23 protein-coding genes are annotated in these 15206 nt (G+C 70.3%); all 23 read right to left on the reverse strand.

Annotated features, from left to right (window positions below; all coding sequences use genetic code 11):
* Position 1: 1 nt before the first annotated feature.
* Positions 2-517 (reverse strand): hypothetical protein, encoded by a 516-nt coding sequence (locus tag B7C62_28060; GenBank protein ID ARF75680.1) that lies wholly within the window; start codon positions 515-517, stop codon positions 2-4.
* A gap of 11 nt (positions 518-528) precedes the next feature.
* On the reverse strand, positions 529-1515 hold the full coding sequence (locus tag B7C62_28065) for a hypothetical protein (protein ARF75681.1): 987 nt from the start codon (positions 1513-1515) through the stop codon (positions 529-531).
* A gap of 3 nt (positions 1516-1518) precedes the next feature.
* The gene (locus B7C62_28070) at positions 1519-1749 is read right to left on the reverse strand and encodes a hypothetical protein (protein ARF75682.1); all 231 of its coding nucleotides are present in this window, start codon (positions 1747-1749) and stop codon (positions 1519-1521) included.
* Between the two features lie 22 nt (positions 1750-1771).
* Positions 1772-2236: a hypothetical protein gene (locus B7C62_28075; protein ID ARF75683.1), complete on the reverse strand. Its 465-nt coding sequence runs from the start codon at positions 2234-2236 to the stop codon at positions 1772-1774.
* Positions 2236-2781: a hypothetical protein gene (locus B7C62_28080; protein ID ARF75684.1), complete on the reverse strand. Its 546-nt coding sequence runs from the start codon at positions 2779-2781 to the stop codon at positions 2236-2238. The genes B7C62_28075 and B7C62_28080 overlap by 1 nt, the downstream gene beginning before the upstream one ends.
* Positions 2782-2791: 10 nt before the next feature.
* Positions 2792-3013 carry a hypothetical protein gene (locus B7C62_28085; GenBank protein ARF75685.1) on the reverse strand — a complete coding sequence of 74 codons (222 nt, stop codon included), beginning with the start codon at positions 3011-3013 and terminating at the stop codon, positions 2792-2794.
* A 58-nt stretch (positions 3014-3071) separates the two neighbouring features.
* Positions 3072-4322, reverse strand: coding sequence for a hypothetical protein (locus tag B7C62_28090; GenBank protein ID ARF75686.1), 1251 nt, complete (start codon positions 4320-4322; stop codon positions 3072-3074).
* 54 nt (positions 4323-4376) lie between these two features.
* Positions 4377-5054 carry a hypothetical protein gene (locus B7C62_28095; GenBank protein ARF75687.1) on the reverse strand — a complete coding sequence of 226 codons (678 nt, stop codon included), beginning with the start codon at positions 5052-5054 and terminating at the stop codon, positions 4377-4379.
* The gene (locus B7C62_28100) at positions 5051-6352 is read right to left on the reverse strand and encodes a phage portal protein (protein ARF75688.1); all 1302 of its coding nucleotides are present in this window, start codon (positions 6350-6352) and stop codon (positions 5051-5053) included. The genes B7C62_28095 and B7C62_28100 overlap by 4 nt, the downstream gene beginning before the upstream one ends.
* A gap of 10 nt (positions 6353-6362) precedes the next feature.
* On the reverse strand, positions 6363-7796 hold the full coding sequence (locus B7C62_28105; GenBank protein ID ARF77404.1) for a terminase: 1434 nt from the start codon (positions 7794-7796) through the stop codon (positions 6363-6365).
* Positions 7797-7827: 31 nt separating this feature from the next.
* Positions 7828-8097 carry a hypothetical protein gene (locus tag B7C62_28110; protein ID ARF77405.1) on the reverse strand — a complete coding sequence of 90 codons (270 nt, stop codon included), beginning with the start codon at positions 8095-8097 and terminating at the stop codon, positions 7828-7830.
* Between the two features lie 273 nt (positions 8098-8370).
* A complete protein-coding gene (locus B7C62_28115) occupies positions 8371-8808 on the reverse strand; it encodes a hypothetical protein (protein ARF75689.1) in 438 nt (145 codons plus the stop codon).
* A gap of 3 nt (positions 8809-8811) precedes the next feature.
* Positions 8812-9084: an HNH endonuclease gene (locus B7C62_28120; GenBank protein ID ARF75690.1), complete on the reverse strand. Its 273-nt coding sequence runs from the start codon at positions 9082-9084 to the stop codon at positions 8812-8814.
* Between the two features lie 16 nt (positions 9085-9100).
* Positions 9101-9439, reverse strand: coding sequence for a hypothetical protein (locus B7C62_28125; GenBank protein ID ARF75691.1), 339 nt, complete (start codon positions 9437-9439; stop codon positions 9101-9103).
* A gap of 59 nt (positions 9440-9498) precedes the next feature.
* Positions 9499-10425 (reverse strand): hypothetical protein, encoded by a 927-nt coding sequence (locus B7C62_28130; protein ID ARF75692.1) that lies wholly within the window; start codon positions 10423-10425, stop codon positions 9499-9501.
* A gap of 281 nt (positions 10426-10706) precedes the next feature.
* Positions 10707-10907 carry a hypothetical protein gene (locus B7C62_28135; protein ARF75693.1) on the reverse strand — a complete coding sequence of 67 codons (201 nt, stop codon included), beginning with the start codon at positions 10905-10907 and terminating at the stop codon, positions 10707-10709.
* A 483-nt stretch (positions 10908-11390) separates the two neighbouring features.
* Positions 11391-11708, reverse strand: coding sequence for a hypothetical protein (locus B7C62_28140; GenBank protein ARF75694.1), 318 nt, complete (start codon positions 11706-11708; stop codon positions 11391-11393).
* Positions 11705-12214 (reverse strand): hypothetical protein, encoded by a 510-nt coding sequence (locus B7C62_28145; GenBank protein ARF75695.1) that lies wholly within the window; start codon positions 12212-12214, stop codon positions 11705-11707. The genes B7C62_28140 and B7C62_28145 overlap by 4 nt, the downstream gene beginning before the upstream one ends.
* Positions 12215-12367: 153 nt before the next feature.
* Positions 12368-13246 (reverse strand): hypothetical protein, encoded by an 879-nt coding sequence (locus tag B7C62_28150; protein ARF75696.1) that lies wholly within the window; start codon positions 13244-13246, stop codon positions 12368-12370.
* Positions 13246-13572: a hypothetical protein gene (locus tag B7C62_28155; protein ID ARF75697.1), complete on the reverse strand. Its 327-nt coding sequence runs from the start codon at positions 13570-13572 to the stop codon at positions 13246-13248. Before B7C62_28155 ends, B7C62_28150 begins: the two co-directional genes overlap by 1 nt.
* A gap of 103 nt (positions 13573-13675) precedes the next feature.
* Positions 13676-13894, reverse strand: coding sequence for a hypothetical protein (locus B7C62_28160; GenBank protein ARF75698.1), 219 nt, complete (start codon positions 13892-13894; stop codon positions 13676-13678).
* 40 nt (positions 13895-13934) lie between these two features.
* Complete coding sequence (locus B7C62_28165) at positions 13935-14633, reverse strand: hypothetical protein (GenBank protein ID ARF75699.1); 699 nt, start codon at positions 14631-14633, stop codon at positions 13935-13937.
* Positions 14588-15202 carry a hypothetical protein gene (locus tag B7C62_28170; protein ID ARF75700.1) on the reverse strand — a complete coding sequence of 205 codons (615 nt, stop codon included), beginning with the start codon at positions 15200-15202 and terminating at the stop codon, positions 14588-14590. The genes B7C62_28165 and B7C62_28170 overlap by 46 nt, the downstream gene beginning before the upstream one ends.
* Positions 15203-15206: the final 4 nt, after the last annotated feature.

The following is a 15206-nucleotide window of genomic DNA, read 5'->3' on the forward strand; positions in this document are numbered from 1 at the left end:
CCTACTCGATACGGCGACGCACGTCGTCCAGGACGCGCGCCACCTCAGCGGTCATACGGGGGGTGTGGCGGCGGACCGGCCCGTCCCACCACAACGGGGTCGCTGTCTGCTGCGCCCAGCGGCGTCGGTTGCCGAACACGGGGTGCCTCAACCTGCCCTCGTTCAGCCGGTTCAGCACACCCATCGGAATGTCCGGAGGCAGGCGGCCCTTGTCGACCCAGACCCGGGCCCCCGGGTTGCCACCGGTCCGGACACTGATGCGGATGGCCTGGGCAATCGACGCCCGCAGAGGACGCGTCGTCGGCGACCGGCCACCCCGCTTGCCCGACCCGCGGCCCGTCGAGCGGATCGACAGGCCACGGATCGCGGACTGAAGGTCATCACGCAGCGGCTCGGCCGCACGGCGGATACGCCGCTGCATCGACGCCCTGATGTTCTCGTGACCGGCCGCCCTCAGCCGCCGCTGGAGTTCGAGAAGCTGGCCAGTCCCGAGGATCTGTACGGAGGAGACAGCCACCGGGCCACCTCCTACAGCGTGACGTCCGTGGAGACGTACTCGATCGCGACGGGGTTCGTCCCGTCGTACAGCCCGGTGAAGCTGAGCGTGGGCTTCACCACGTCGAAGCCCTCCACCGTCGGGGGCGCGTCGTCGAAGCGGATCGCGGGGATCTTGAAGGTGATGCGCTCGTTGTACGACGGGGCGATCTCCGCGCCGACGAACTCCCACAGCAGGGACGTCGCGGCGTCCGAGGTGTGGAGGTCGTCGAGGATCGTGTCGACGTAGTCCATCTCCAGACTGCCCGTGACCTTGACCTGGTCGTTCGAGATCGGCTCCGCCTTCAGCCCGGACGCCCCAGCGTAGAACCGCTCGGCGGCCATCGGTCGCTCGATCTTCAGCGACATCTTGCGGACCCCGGACCGCGCCACCTCGGCGCCGTAGGTGCCGGTCTTCACCGCCATCTGCATGAAGTGGAAGGGGGCCATCGTCGGGTAGCTGGCCGTGGCCAGGACGGATGTCTCTTCGCAGTCCTTCGAGTCGATCTCGAAGGCGGCGGTCAGCATGCCGCCGACCTCGCAGGAGAACTCCGCCGAGATGATCTTGCAGCCGACGAAGTTCTTCCTGGTCACCGTGCCTGTGGTGAGCGGGATGCCCTTCTGGATCGTCAGCGACTTGCCCACCGTGTCGATCAGCAGATGCGCCTGCAGGTAGGCGTCCGTCGACTCCTGCTGCACCGGCGTCACCGTCGTACCCATCAGCGTCTGGAGCAGCACGCCCATGGCCTTCGTGGTGACCTCCATCTCCAGCGACCCCGAGCCCTGCCGCTGAGTCACCACCCGGCGCGACGACAGCGGCAGCAGCCGCCCCGCCGCAATCCCCGCACTCTGCGCCGTCGTCTTCTGGAGGACCAGGCTCTCCTTCGTGAACTCGATGAACTTCGTCGGCGCCACGTAGGTGCCGTACACCGACTCCGGCGCAATGCCGATCTGGGCGCCAAGCCCCGAGCCGATCGCCATGGATCAGCCCTCCTTCGAAGTCGAGCCGGGCGCGGACTTCGCCGCAGGGGTTGCCTTCTTCGCTGCGGGGGCCGAGGGCTTCGGGTCCTCCACGGCCTCCCACGTCCCGGGCTGGCACACGTACCCGTCGTACCGGTCGTCGGGCACTTCCACCATCTCGTCCGGCTGGATGGACCGGCCGCCGAGCTCCGGCACGGTGACCGGATCGCGGCCGACGTAGCGCACTCGCGCCATGGCGTACTCCTTCGTTGAGTGATCAGATACGGGCGCGATACGCCACGGTGAACACGAGACCTGACATCGCCCCGTTGTCCTGCACCTGGACGAGGGACCCGGCGGTCAGCTCCGCCCACAGGACCGAGCCGTTGAGCGTCGGGGCGGCCGGGGCGGCGCCCGTGGCCCGTAGCGCTGTCTCAACGGCCGCGAGCATCTCGAACGCCCGTGAGCGCCGCAGGGACATGTCCTTGTCGCCGCGGCGGGTCTCGATATAGCAAGTGATCGCAGCGTCCTCGTCGCGCAGCCGCGCGCCAGCGCTGGCGAACCGCTGCTGGATCTCGACGGCTTGCTCAGAGGCGGGCGACCAGCCGATGTAGATCCGGTCCTTCTCGGTGAAGTTGACGCCCGGTGGGCCGTCGATGACCCGCACCCCGCCCAGCGCCGGGGCGGCCCGCAGGATCGCGAGGAGCGCGTCGATGGCGGCCGGAACCGCAGAGGTCGCCATCACGCCACCCCAGGCGGCAGCTTGTACGGCTCCAACAGCTCCAGCACCCTGTTCGGGATCGCGTACCCGAAGCCGGGAATCGGCTCGGTCACGCTGTAGTCGTCGGCCCCGCCACCGCCCCGCGCAGCCCCGTACTGCGTGCGCCACAGATGCTGAAGCAGCAGCAGAGCGGCCAACCGGATGGTCGGCGGGACCTCCGCACCACGACCCGCCGTGTACGTCACCGCCCACCGGGTCCCGGCGAACGTGCCGCCCTTGCGCCACACCATGCCCAGCGGCCCGTCCAGCACCAGCGTGCCGACGTCCAGAGCCGGGCCGCCCAGCATCGGCGCGACGGACACCAGCGCGACCGCAGGAATGTGGCTGAGGCACATGCTGTCGCCGCGGCCCTCGATGTTCTCGGACACCTCCCGGGTCACCACCGGCCCCACGTGCCGCTCGATCGGCGCGGTGATCGCATCGATGAACCGGTGAAGCTCCTGGTCGTCGGCGTCCGTCTCAATGTCGAGCTGGGCCTTGGCCTCGGCCAGCGTCAGCAGCGCCACACCCCACCCCCTACTTCGGCTTGGCCACGGGCTTGCGGCCGGTCGGCGTAGACGCCTCTGCCGGAGGGGCCGTCGCTTCCTCGACCTCCGGCTCGTCGTCCGGCTCGGCCGCGATGCCTGCGGCGATGAGCTGCTTCGCCTCTCCGTCGGGCAGGTCCACGACGCTGCCCTTCTCCGGCCACGGCTCGCCGTCGCGGGTCCCGGACACGGTCACCTTCATGCGCACCCGCATGGGTGCCTCCCTTCACAGAACGGAGGCGGGGCAGCGGGTCGCCGCCCCGCCAGCGGAATCAGCTCGCGCCGCCCACGAACGCCTTCACGGCGCCGGTCTGGTCGATCAGCAGGCCATCGGCCCGGATGATCGCCCGGTAGGTGACGAGGTCGGAGTTGAACGCGTAGTCGTCGGACCGCTCGAACCGGACCCCGCCCGCCATGCGGACGAAGTACTGGGAGAAGTCACCGAACCCCACAGACCGTGCGCCCAGGCCGACCGCCGCGACGTTCGGGTCGGTGTGGACCGGCTTGCCCAGCAGCTGGTCCGGGGCGCCGATCTGGATGGACGGCTGCCACAGGTACTGGCCCTGCTGGTCCTTGAGCTTCCGGGCCGCCCCGAGGGTGGCGTCACGCATCAGCCACCCGCACGACGAGCTGTTCCGGTACGGAGAGATCACCGAGTAGTACAGGTCGATGAGGTCGTCCGCCGTGAACGCGCCCGCGACGCTGGTGGCGCCGGTCTTGCCGGTCGTCGCTGTCACCATGACACCGGTCGGCTTGCTCGACCCGTCGCCGGTCACCGCATGCGTACCGAACGCGTTGCCCAGGGCGCGACCGGCCTGCATCGACAGGAAGCCCTGGAGGTCAACCCCGGTGTCGGACAGCAGCTCGGAGGAGATCTGGAGCAGCACCCCGTACTTGTAGGCGCCCAGGGACCGCTTCGCGAACGCCGGGTCCGACTCCGTCAGCGCAGTCGCCTCAGGAGTGATGGCCGCGCTGGAGAACGCGGTCGTGACCGGCATCTCGATCGTCTCGCCCGACGCCGTGTTCAGCACGGTCGGGCCGGCCATCATGATGCCGGACACCTCGATGAGGTGCGCCATCAGCTGCCCGTAGAACGTGGTCGGAACCGTGTTCCCGCCAGCGGTCGCCGACCCCTTGGTCAGGTCACGGAACGCGACACCCTCGGGTGCGGCGACGTCGAACCCGCGCATCTCCCCGCGGGCCCACCGACGCAGCTCCGAGTCCCCCTCCGCGTTCGCGCGCGGCTGAGTCTCCGGCTTCGCCAGCAGCGCACGGAACGCCTCGTCGGCGTCCTTGGAGCGCTTCTCGGCCTCGGCGTACTCCTTCGCGCGGGCGTCGATCGCGTCGAGGTCGGCGTTCAGACGCTGGTAGGTCTGCTCCTCCTCGGCGGTCAGCTCCCGCTTCTCGCCCTCCGCCGTGTCGAGAAGCGCCTTGGCCTGCTCCCACACGTTGGCGCGGCGCTCCTGCAACCGCTTGATGAACTCGCTCACTGGCCCTCCCGGGCATGACGACGACACCCACAGCCGAACGGCCGGGGTGTCTGGTGGATGGGGTGTGGAGGTGGGTGTCGCCCTGCCTCAGAAGGTGCGGCGCCGGTACAGCTCAGCGCGCCGCTGCCGCAACGCCAGCGGCGGGTGGGTGTCGCCCTGCCCGCCCTCCGGCGCGAGATCGATGTGGGTGCGCTTGGGCACCAGGAAATCCTTCAGGTCGCCCGCCTCGGCGGCGGCCCGGACCTCTGCCAGCTCGGCCCCCGCCCTCTCGGCGAGGGACCGCAGGCCCGTGCTGGTGTCGAGGTAGGCGGGGTCGTTGACCGGGGCCACGTCGACCAGCTGCCCGGCGAGAAGGGTTCGCACAGGGAACCCGTCCTCGGTCATGGACCAGTCGTCCTCCAGCGTCCTGAACGCGAAGGACGACTCGGCGACATCGCCGCGCTGCACCAGCTCGTACACGTCCGCCCGGGCGTCGGGCACGTCGACCGAGTAGTCCAGGCCCGTGCCGTCCGTGACCAGGCGCAGCGTCCCCGAACGGGACGTGCCCAGCAGCATGTTGTTGTCGTGGTTGTAGCGGGCCATCACCCGCGGCCACCCATCGCCCTGGCTCTTGGCGAAGAACCCCGGGTCGATCCGCTCGACGAACCCGCCCAGGTTCCGCGACAGTGTGTTGAACTTCGCCGCGTACCCGCCGATCGTTCTGGCCTCCCCGGCCGCCCGGACCTCAACGAGGCCACGGGTGAACCGGCGCTCCTGCTCGTTCATGGTTCCTCCGCGACTGGTGGGGGCGAGTAGCTGCCAGTGAGGTTCGCCCCGGCCTGGTTGAGGATCTGCCGGGCCTCGTCCGCCGTGAGCAGCACACCGACCCCAGAGCCGAGCTTCTGCACCATCTCCACGACGTTGCGGGCGTTGGCCTGCTCCGGGTCCAGGCTGACCGACATGGCCGACGACAGCGGCAGGTAGGTCTGCCCCAGACCGTTCGGCAGCGGCGCCTCGTCCTCGATCGCACGGACCTCATCACGGTTGCGCCACCCCTGATCCAGAGCCATCCCGTGAGCCTTGACACGGGACAGCAGATCCGTGCGCAGCATGGCGTCCGCGTTGAACTTCGCTTCCTCCGCCGCCGGCCGCAGCGTCGACAGCGCCTCTTCCAGGCGGGTCAGCCACGGGCGCAGCGTCCACGTCAGCAGGTCGATGCTGTTCTGCTCGACCGTCGTGTACGTAAGGCTGTTGCCCGTCGTCCCGCCGATCTTCTCCGGGGGCACCCCGTAGATCGCGGCGATCTGATTCGCCGACGCCTTGATCGTCTCCAGGAACTGCGACTCGTTCGCCGGAACCGAGATCGGCCGGTACTTCGTGCCGAGCCCCAGAGCGACGATGTCGCGCCCCTGCGCGGCCTCCTTGAACCGGGCCTTCAAGATGGCCGCGTTGTCCTTGGAGACCTCCTTGTCGGTCTCCAGGACCGCCGCCGGAGTCGAACCGTTCGCGAACCAGTCCCGCCCGAACTCCTGCGCCAGCAACCCGGTGTCCGTCGTCGTCGCGAAGTACGCGATCGGCGACAGCCCCAGGATCTGACCGGGCAGCGTGTACGCCGGAATGTGGAACATCTGCCCCGGCTCCAGGCGCCGCCCCTTGTAGAACCACACCGGCACCGGCGCCATGTTGTCCTCAACGTGCACATCGTCCGGGTGCAGCCACTCCACCTGGTCCGGCCACCCGTTCACGTCCTGCGACACCACCAGGCCGTAGGCGTTGCCCCGCAGCGTCAGCGACGTCATGCACCGGTGCAGCCAGTCGTACCGGGTACCGACCGCCGCGGGCCGGGTGAAGATCTGCGGCGACGGAATCGGCAGGCGAGACGTCCCCTCCCCGATGTACGACTTCAGAGGCATGGCCGCCACCGAGTCCGACAGCAGCCGCGTAGCCGCGTACACCGGGGCCAGGCGCAACGCCCGCTCCTGCCCCCTGCCCGCCAGTTGCAAGGCATCCCCGCCGCTGCCCCACACATCCTGGTACGTAATCGCTCGCGTCGCCGCACGGCGGAAGGGCCACCACCAGCTCATCGCCGCCCCCTCACCACACGTTGTCCACTACGTCACCGGTCTCCTCGACCTCGACACCGAGGCCCCACTTCGCGTTCGTCACCGCCACCAACGGGCTGATATCCACGCTGACACCGCGCCTCGCCCACGCCCACGCCTCACCCAGCGGACGCTTCTGCGCCCCCGCCAGCGCCGTCGCCAGAGGCGGCTGATCGATGTGAGAGATGGACTGGTCGGCCACCGCGTTGAAGAACTGCCCGGCCGCCTGGGCGACCTCCCGCATCTTCGGCGACACGACTTTGATGCCCAGCTCTTCCTCCAGCTCCTGGATCAGCGCCCCCGCCGGACCCCCAGCATCAACCACCCAGCACCGCGGCTTGTGCTCCTCATGCATCCGCTTCGCCTTCGCCACCACCCACCCCATCCCCGGCTGGTGATGCGCAACCTCCACGTGCGTACCGCCCCGCCACCGCCCGGCCACCGCAATGGCCGCATAGTCCTGCTCCGGGGTCGCGTCGATCGCGAACACGACCTCACCCTCCGGAGCCGACTCCGCAGCCGCCAGCGACCGCCACGCGTCCTCCCCGATGACCTGCCACGTGTCCGCCTCATCCGACGGGTACTCGCCCACACCGAGGCGCTCACGGGCGTACAGGTGGTCGCCCATCGTCAGCCTCCGCTGCATGCTCTTCTCGACCTGGAGCCGGTAGCCGACACCAGGATTCGCACGCAGCAGTGACTGCACCGAGTCAATGTCGTCGTGTTCCGTGCACCCGGGCATGCACTCGGCCCGGTGCTGGTTGATCGACCACTCCATGTAGGCGAGCACCGGGTCGGGCACTCCGCTCTCCAGCGAGGTCAGACACCGCTTGCGCAGCCGCGCCATTTGCTGGGAGAGATGACCGATGCCAGCGCTTCCCAGGTACCAGAGCTGGCTGTTCTCGACCGCATCCGAGGTCGGGGCCAGCGCGGACATGGCGTCGTCACCGAGGATCATGCACTCGTCGAAGATCACACAGTCGGCGGTGAAGCCTCGGCCGGAGCCCCGGGAGCGGGCGATGTACTTCAGCTCACGCCCGTCGTGCAGCTCGATACCCTCACGCCCCACCGTCTTGTGGAACTGCTTGACGCGTTTCCGCAGGTCAGGACACCCCTCGATGAGACGCTCGATGCGCTTCATCGTGTTGTGCGTCGTCTTGAACTCGTGGGCGGACAGCAGGATCTGCTTCTCACCGCCGATGAACAGGCCCCACAGAACGCGGGCCTCGATGACGGCGCCCTTCCCGTTCTGCCTCGGGACGTTCACGCACACCTCGGGCGCGGCCCAGTTCCCGTCCGCCCGTTCGCTCATGCCCTTGTCGAGGACGAACCGCTGCCACGAGTCCAGCTTCAGCCCGGCGCTCGCGGCCAGGTCGACGGCCTCCTGTCCGGCGGAGGACAGGGCGACGTCGGGCAGGGTGAGCAGGCGGGGCCGCTGATTGCCGTAGAGAGGACCGTCAGTCGCTGCCGGTGGCTCGGCTCCGGGCTTCGGCTCGGCGCTTCTCTCGCTGGCGAGTGATGTCATCGACGCTGTCCCCCTCTCCCTTGACGGGGGCGAGTGCCCGCAGCCGGGTCATGATGGCGTCGAGCTTGTCGGCGACGACTGCCTGTGATGTCGGAGCGTCACCATCGTCCAGCTGGTCCAAGGCCCTTGCGAGCTTCAGGGCCACAGCCACGCGTCCCGCTGCTAGGCTGGTCACACCGAGGTTGTCAAGCTCAGCTGCGATGTCGTCAGCGATCACGAGCACCCCTCCATCACCCAGCGTTACCTCACTGAGAGTGACGCCGCTAATTGGGTTGGATCTTGAAACCGAGTCAAGATCGTCTTTCAGATCGGCCGCGCAAAAAACCGGGCGACAAGGGCTTTTGGGTCGCCCGCCTCTGACCTCAAAGAACGGCCGGATCGGGCTGAGTGGATCATGGTTGGGGTCTTGATCGAGGGTCGCGGCGGGGTCGCGGAGCCTCGTCACACCCTGCTACTCACCCGTGGTGACGTGGGGTCACCATCGTCGGGTGGCCTGCGGCATCGCTGTGCGTGACTGCCCTCGGTTGGCGCGGTACCACTTGGTGGCGACGGCCTTCATCCCGGGTTGCCGCATGTCCTCGATGCGCTGCATGACGATGTCACGGCCGGGGTCGACCACGATGATGCGTGCCTTGAGCCTCTTGTACTCGGCCCGCTGCCGGGCGGAGGGCAGGGTCTGGATGAGGTAGACGTCGGTGGTGTCCAGGTGTTGGCACGCTTCGCGGATGGCGGCGAAGCGGGCGCGGTGGACGACCTTGAGCAGTGTCTCGCTGTGGTCGTGGTGGTCTGCGCCTGGGCCGGCCATGGCGAGGGCCATGAGGTCCATGTCGATGACGATGTCGCGGGCTTTGGCGTGGGATCTGATCCAGCTGGACTTCCCTGCGCCGGGCGGGCCGGTGACGACGTAGAGCACGGTTCACCACCGCCGTGTGGTCTTGAGGGGCTGGGGGCCGACCCGGTTGCCGCGCTGGCTGTTGCACCGTCGGTGCATCGACCGGGCATTGGCGGGGTCGAGGAGGTTCCCGCCACGGGAGAGGGGCACCACGTGGTCGAGGGTGAACGACAGCGGGTGCCGGGCGTCGAGGGTGGGGTCGATGTTGTGGCCGCAGCGGGCGCAGGGGTCGCCGAGGGCTTTCACGGCGGCAACGAGGCGCCGGTAGGGGCGCCCGTTGCGGGGGTTACCGGCCACGGGCGCTCACCCCCTGTTACTGGCCCTCGGTGGCCTCGTCGATCTGGTCCTGGAGTGCCTCGCGCCCGTTCTCGTTGATGCGCTGGGTGACGGCGAGGAGGGTGTCGGCGTACTCGTCGTCGTCCATGCCGAGGCAGGCGGTGGGGCGTTGGTCGTCGAGGCCGAGTTCGTTGTGGGCGGTGATGTGGGCGTACACCTCGTCGGTGCACTCCTGTGCCTTCGCTTCGGTTTGCTCGGCCGTCAGGGACGGTGTGGTGCTCGCGGTGGGCTCCGGGGCCGCTGGCTCGCTGCTGCACCCTGTGAGGGCGAGCAGAGCGGCTGCGAGGGCGGCGGTGATGGTGGTGCGGGTGCGCATGGTCCCCCCAGGAAGTTGCGTGATGAGGGGGCCATCATCGGGGGCCGTACGGGCGGCTGTCAGGCAGTTCGGGTGACTCGGAGCCAGCTGCCGGAGCGGAGGACGGTGGGGGTGGCGGAGGAGACGTTCTGCGCCCACTGGACCGCGATCATGCCGTCGGCTCCGGCGGTGATGGTGCCGACGGGGGCGACGATGACGCCTGCGGTGGTGATGCCGACGGCGGCGGGGGCGCCGGGGTCGTACCTGGTGAGCCTGATCGACCCGGTGCCGTCGCTGACGCCGAGGGTGATGGCTGCGGGGGCCCAGCCTCCGGTGGAGCCGGGTGGGGCGGTGAGGGTGAGGGCCAGGTCGGCGGTGGGGTCGCCGGAGGCGATGAGGCAGGCGTCGATGGCGTATCGGGCGCCTGCGGTGACGGGGAGGGTGAGGTGGTCGTCGTCCTGGAGGGCGGTGGACTCGCTGACGCCTTCGTCGACCGCCTTGTCGACGGTGCGGGTGACGCCGACGGTGTCGCCGGTGGGGGGTTCGCCGGGTGGTCCTGGCGGGCCTTGCTCGCCGGGCGCCCCGTCGGCTCCGTCAGCCCCGTCGACTCCGGGTGGCCCTGCGGGCCCCTGCGGCCCGGGTACGAGGACGTAGTCCCCGGTGTAGGGCTCCACCGGGGCGAGGGTGGCGAGGTCGATGGTGTCGCCGAGGTCGGTGGTGAGGAGTACGGGGTAGATGCGGCCGGGGGCGTCGTCGGGGTACTCCATGACGGTGTGGGTGTATCCGGTGGGCTCGTACCCGGTGGCGTCGGCGGCGAGGACGGTGAGGGACAGCTGGCCGTTGACCCACCGGGCTTCGGCGTCGCCTTGGACGGTGTGGCCGGCCGAGGGGTTGGTGACGAGGGCGGGTGCTGGGCGGAGGATGATCCGGCCGCGCATGGGGCCGCCGTCGGGGTGGGTGCGGGTGTCGGTGATGGTGATGGTCTGGGCGCCATCGGGGAGGGGCATGGTCACCTCCCGGGGTACGGCGAAGCCCCCGGGGCCGTGGGGCCTTCGCGGGGGCTTGGGGTGGTCCGGACATGCTGGACGTGCCCCGAGTGTTACACCCTGTGTGATGGCTGGTCAAGCTGCCTTGGCGGCCGTCGGGGTGGGGAGCTCGTCGAGGTCGATGAGGGTGCGTCCGTGGCGGTCGTGGCCGTGGTGGGTGATCTTGCCTCGGTGGAGCCAGACGCGGAGGGTGCCGGGGCGGATGCCGGTGGCGAGTTGGGCGGCGTAGAGGTCGACGAGGGTCACAGGGCGTCCCAGGGGACGTCTCGCTCCCAGACCCAGCGGCCGGTGCTGTCGGGGGCGTACACCGACCGTCCGCCGGGGTGGGCGCAGCCGTCGCTGATGATCGCGGTCCACGGGTCGTCGTCGATGTCGACGGGGACGGTCTGCCCGTCGAGGGGTCCGCCGTGCAGCTCGACCATGGTGGTGGTGTCGTCGCTCATGGGGTCATGGTGGCACGTGGCGAGGCCCCACCGCCGGGGGGTTGGCGGTGGGGCCTCAGTCCCGTAGCGCGGCAGCCAGTCGCGCGGATGTGGATACGGGTCAGGGTACTGCGGGGGTGTGACAGGCGTCAGTGCTCGCGCATGTCGGTGGGCTCGTCGTAGTAGCCCTGCTGGGCTTTCTCGATGCCCTCGCAGTAGCAGCGGGGGTCGGTGGGGGTGGCGTGCTGGGGGCACTGGTCGTAGTGGCCGGTGGTGTCGTCGAAGGTGGCGTCTTGGGTTCCCATGGTGGGTCCTTTCTCGTGGCGGGTGGGTACTACCCGCTGGGCTGAGCGGGGTGCACTCGGGTGTACGGCTGCATGAATCTGTGGCGGGTGTGACGGGTGGGTTACTTCGGCTTGGCGGCTTTCTCGGCGGCCCGCTTCTGCTGCGACTCGGCGTTGCGGCGGGCCAGGTCGGCGAGGGGGATGGTCTTCTCCAGGGCCATCAGGACCCCTCCTTCCAGTTGATGGTGCAGTGGCCGGGGCGGTCCTCCAGGACGCTGAACTGCGGTGTTGTGTTTCCGGCCCCTTCTGGGGGCGGTGGGGGAGCGGGGTTAGCTGCATGGGGCACGGATCGCGCGGCCCGCCACAGGGCGAGCGCTCCGACGGCCCAGACGATGAGGACAGCGACGGGCCCGAGGGCGGCGAACAGGGCAGCGGTGAGGCCGAGGGCGGCCCCGACGAGGACGCATCCACCGGCCGCCCGGGACGGCTCGGGGACGGTCTCCTCCGGCTCCTCGGGGGTGCCCTTGCGGCGGCTCACGCGAAGATCCCGTAGGCGTTCGCGCCGAGCCAGTTGACGGCTTGGGCGAGGGGGACGGCGGCGAGGCCGGTGACTCCGGCGGAGGTGCCGAGGCAGATCCCGCACCAGGCGCCGGACTTGAGCGCGCTGCCGTACGCGGACTTCTTCATCGCGGCGAGCAGGAGGACGGTGAGGAGGAGGACGACTGCGGTTCCGGTCTGGGTGAGCGGGAGGTAGGTCGTACGCCCGGCGGCGGTGCCGGTGGTGCCGCCGACGCCCCAGACGAGGGCGACGTCGCCGAGCCAGGAGCTGATCCAGAGGACGCCGTCGGCGATCCAGCCGATGATGCCGCCGACGGTGAGGATGGCGAGGACGCCGTAGGCCCAGGCGAGGAGGAACGGGGCGAGGGCGGCGGCGGCTCCGGCGGGGTCCTTGCGGAGGCGCTTGAGGCCGGGCCACCAGGTGACGACGTGGTGGAGGAGGATGGCGATGCCGATGGTGACGCCGCCGATGGTGACGGGGTTCATGGTGTCCTCAGTGGAGGAGGGCCAGCGCTAGGGCGGCGAGGGTGAGCACGAGGGCGAGGGTGCCGAGGAGGCGGGGTACCTCGTGGGTGGCGAGTGCGGCGAGGATGGCGGCGGCGCCGAGGGTGGCGAGCGGGAAGAGCAGCCGGAGGGCAGTCATGTCTGCCGGGCCTCGCGGAGGTAGCGCTTCGCCGTGGCGGCCGAGACGTTGAGCCGTTCGGCAACCTGAGCCGAGGTGAGCCCGGGGTCCTGAGCCAGGAGCTCAGCGACCCGCTCAACGGCCTGAGCCCGCTGAGCCGACTGGGTGTTCAGGTGCGCGGCGAACCCGAACGAGGCGCCGTCGGGCTCGTGGGTGCGAGCCCTGGGCTCAGGGGCGGCGACCTGCGTGGATGAGCGCAGGAGGTGCTGGGGCTCAGCGGGGGGCTCAGCGCGGTGAGCCAGGGGCTCAGCCGGGTCGTACGTGAGCTCCAGCGGTCGGCGCCGGGCGAGTTCGCGGCCCTTGTCCATGCGGGTGAGCTCGATCTCGAAGTCGACGGCGACCTCGGCGAGCTGGCGCTCGGCGGCCATCTCGCGCCGCCGCATCTCGATGCGGTGCTGCTCTTCCTCGAAGGTGAGGCCGCGCTCCATGCTCGCGAGGACGGCGCGTTCCTTCTCGGTGAGGGCGGCGGGGTCGCGCATGTCGGCGAGGGCGAGGAGCCAGATCACCTTGGCGCCGAGGGGCAGGAGGGGTCCGGCGACGGCCATGGGGAGGCTGTGGCCGCGGATGCCGTGCCAGACGAGGAGTCCGGCGACGGCGAGGAGCGCGGCCCAGCCGATCGCGGGAACCACGTTGCGGCCCCAGGCGGGGATGCGGAGGCCGCGGGCTTCGGCCGCGATGACGGCGGCCCAGACGATGTCGGCCCCGGCGGCGACGGTGAGGCCGATGGGTCCGGTGCCGAGGAGGTCGACGAGGGACCAGGTGGTCCAGGCGAGGGAGGCGCCGGAGAGGAGCACGGCGGGGGCGAGGAGCGGCGAGAGGCCCTTGGGGAGGCTCATCACGGGGCCACCGCCACGCGGCCGGTGCGGGCGCGGCGGAGGGCCTCGTCCATGTCCGGGTCGGAGTCGGTGGTGTAGACGGGTTCGGCGTAGTAGCGGTGCCGCTTGATCCGGTTGGGGTTCAGCGTGACGGTGTTCTGCTCGGTGCAGAACTTGTACGCGACTTCACCGGAGACGGTCTCGCCGATCTCGATGGGGCGCGCCCACCAGCTGGCGGCGATCTCGGTCTCTCGCATGATGCGGAAGGCGACGATCTGGGCGGCACGGGCGGCGATGCGCTCGGGGGTGCTGTCGCACGTGATGGGGTGCGTGAAATGATCGGCCACGGCCGATGCCTCCTGGTCTAGTCAGGATGGTGGTCGGTCGGAGGTCGAGCGGCGCGCGCGCCTCAGGCGTTCCAGCGCCTGGGAGCTGCCGCTCGGCCTCGCTCTATGTCGGGGCTTTGGGCCCGTTCTTCTTGATCGCCTTGTCGATGGCGTTCCAGCTCTTGTTCAGTTCCCTGGCGACTTCGGCCACGGTTCCGAGTTCGGCTACGCCGTCGAGCAGGGCGAGCGCTCTTCGTTTGGCCGATTCGGAGGCGAGGAGTTGGAGCTGTTCCAGCAGCTCGTCTTCTCCGCGTACCCGTTCCCGCCAGGGGATCGCGTTCACGGGATGACTGTATCCAACCCTGGGTTGGACGGTCAAGTGGTCAAGCCGCGTCGGCGTTTTCGGTCTGCCACGCCTTGAGCTGGACCCACGTCGCGGGCGGCCACGCCATCGAGCACCAGTCGCAGCGGACGACCTGCTCCCCGGGGGCCAGCCTCAGGACCGCCCCGCAGATCGCCCCCGAGGTGTCGATGCTCTGGCAGTGGCCGATGCGCCGGCCGCGGGGTCTCGGGTCGGGGTCGACGACGGTGGCGGCCGACCGGTGGAGGTCGCCGATCTCCTGGGCGAGGTCGTGGGCGCCCGGCCAGACGACGATCCAGGGCATGTGGGCGAGGAGCCCCGTCACGGCCGTGTGGAGCCGTGTGAGGGCGTCTCCGGCCAGCCGGGGGCCCCGGAGTCGCCGGGCTTCGTGTACGGCGCTCAGCCAGGCGTACACGGTCTCGAAGGACGTACGGAGGTCCAGGACGTCGACGCGGAGCGGGAGCGGCGCCGGGTGCCCCTTCCCGGCCCGGCCCTGCCCGCTGCTGCTCCCGGGGGCGAGGTGCCCGGCGAGCGCCTCGTACATCCGGGGCAGGTCCTGGAGCTGGCCGACGAGTCGGGTGGTGCAGGGCATGCAGAGGGTGCTGCCGGTGGGGTCGGGGGCGTGGCAGTGGGTGCAGGTGGTGTCCATCGCGGCGGGCTCCTCGTGCGGGTTGGTCAGGCGGTGGCTGCGGGCGGGGGAACGTCGGTGTCGGTCCACCACCAGCGGGCGCCGTGTTCGTCGGCGTGGCTGCCGGGGTGGCCGGGGCGCAGGACGCATTCGGTGCGCTCGGTGTGCTCGGTGAAGAGGGGCTTCTGGTTGCCGCAGTGCTCGGCCGGGGCGGTGGCTGCGCGCCCGGTGGCGCGGGCGGCACGGCAGCGGGGGTACGGGCAGCCGTCCACCGGCGGCAGGTGGTGTTGCTCGCACATGGCTCGGGAGTCGATGCACTGCCCGGCGGTCAGGCGGGCGTTGTCGGTGGCGAGCCGGTCGCGTTCGGCGGCGAGTTCCTCGATGGCGGGGGCGAGCCGGGGCCAGGACTCCCCGCCGTGGGCTTCGTTGATCCCGGCGGCTTCGAGGGCGTCGCGGGCTTCCTCCAGCAGTGCGGACCGTTCGCGGGCCCCGTTCTCCAGGAGGTCGAGCCGGTCGTACAGGGCGTCGAGGGCTTCCGCCCCCGGGTCCTGGTGGTCGGCGATCAGGCTGTCGAGGGACTCCAGCGCCCGCTGCGCAGCGGCACGGAGACGGTCGCGCAGTTGGTCGGCGGGGCGGTCAGCGGGGGTGGGGGTGGTGGGCATCAGG

The organism is Kitasatospora albolonga, from assembly GCA_002082585.1.
GTDB classification, from domain to species: domain Bacteria; phylum Actinomycetota; class Actinomycetes; order Streptomycetales; family Streptomycetaceae; genus Streptomyces; species Streptomyces stephensoniae.

Coding starts and splice junctions, on each gene's coding strand:
- B7C62_28065 (ARF75681.1), bottom strand. CDS start 1,515: ATGGCGATCGGCTCGGGGCTTGGCGCCCAGATCGGCATTGCGCCGGAG.
- B7C62_28070 (ARF75682.1), bottom strand. CDS start 1,749: ATGGCGCGAGTGCGCTACGTCGGCCGCGATCCGGTCACCGTGCCGGAG.
- B7C62_28075 (ARF75683.1), bottom strand. CDS start 2,236: ATGGCGACCTCTGCGGTTCCGGCCGCCATCGACGCGCTCCTCGCGATC.
- B7C62_28085 (ARF75685.1), bottom strand. CDS start 3,013: ATGCGGGTGCGCATGAAGGTGACCGTGTCCGGGACCCGCGACGGCGAG.
- B7C62_28095 (ARF75687.1), bottom strand. CDS start 5,054: ATGAACGAGCAGGAGCGCCGGTTCACCCGTGGCCTCGTTGAGGTCCGG.
- B7C62_28100 (ARF75688.1), bottom strand. CDS start 6,352: ATGAGCTGGTGGTGGCCCTTCCGCCGTGCGGCGACGCGAGCGATTACG.
- B7C62_28125 (ARF75691.1), bottom strand. CDS start 9,439: ATGCGCACCCGCACCACCATCACCGCCGCCCTCGCAGCCGCTCTGCTC.
- B7C62_28130 (ARF75692.1), bottom strand. CDS start 10,425: ATGCCCCTCCCCGATGGCGCCCAGACCATCACCATCACCGACACCCGC.
- B7C62_28135 (ARF75693.1), bottom strand. CDS start 10,907: ATGAGCGACGACACCACCACCATGGTCGAGCTGCACGGCGGACCCCTC.
- B7C62_28145 (ARF75695.1), bottom strand. CDS start 12,214: ATGAACCCCGTCACCATCGGCGGCGTCACCATCGGCATCGCCATCCTC.
- B7C62_28150 (ARF75696.1), bottom strand. CDS start 13,246: ATGAGCCTCCCCAAGGGCCTCTCGCCGCTCCTCGCCCCCGCCGTGCTC.
- B7C62_28170 (ARF75700.1), bottom strand. CDS start 15,202: ATGCCCACCACCCCCACCCCCGCTGACCGCCCCGCCGACCAACTGCGC.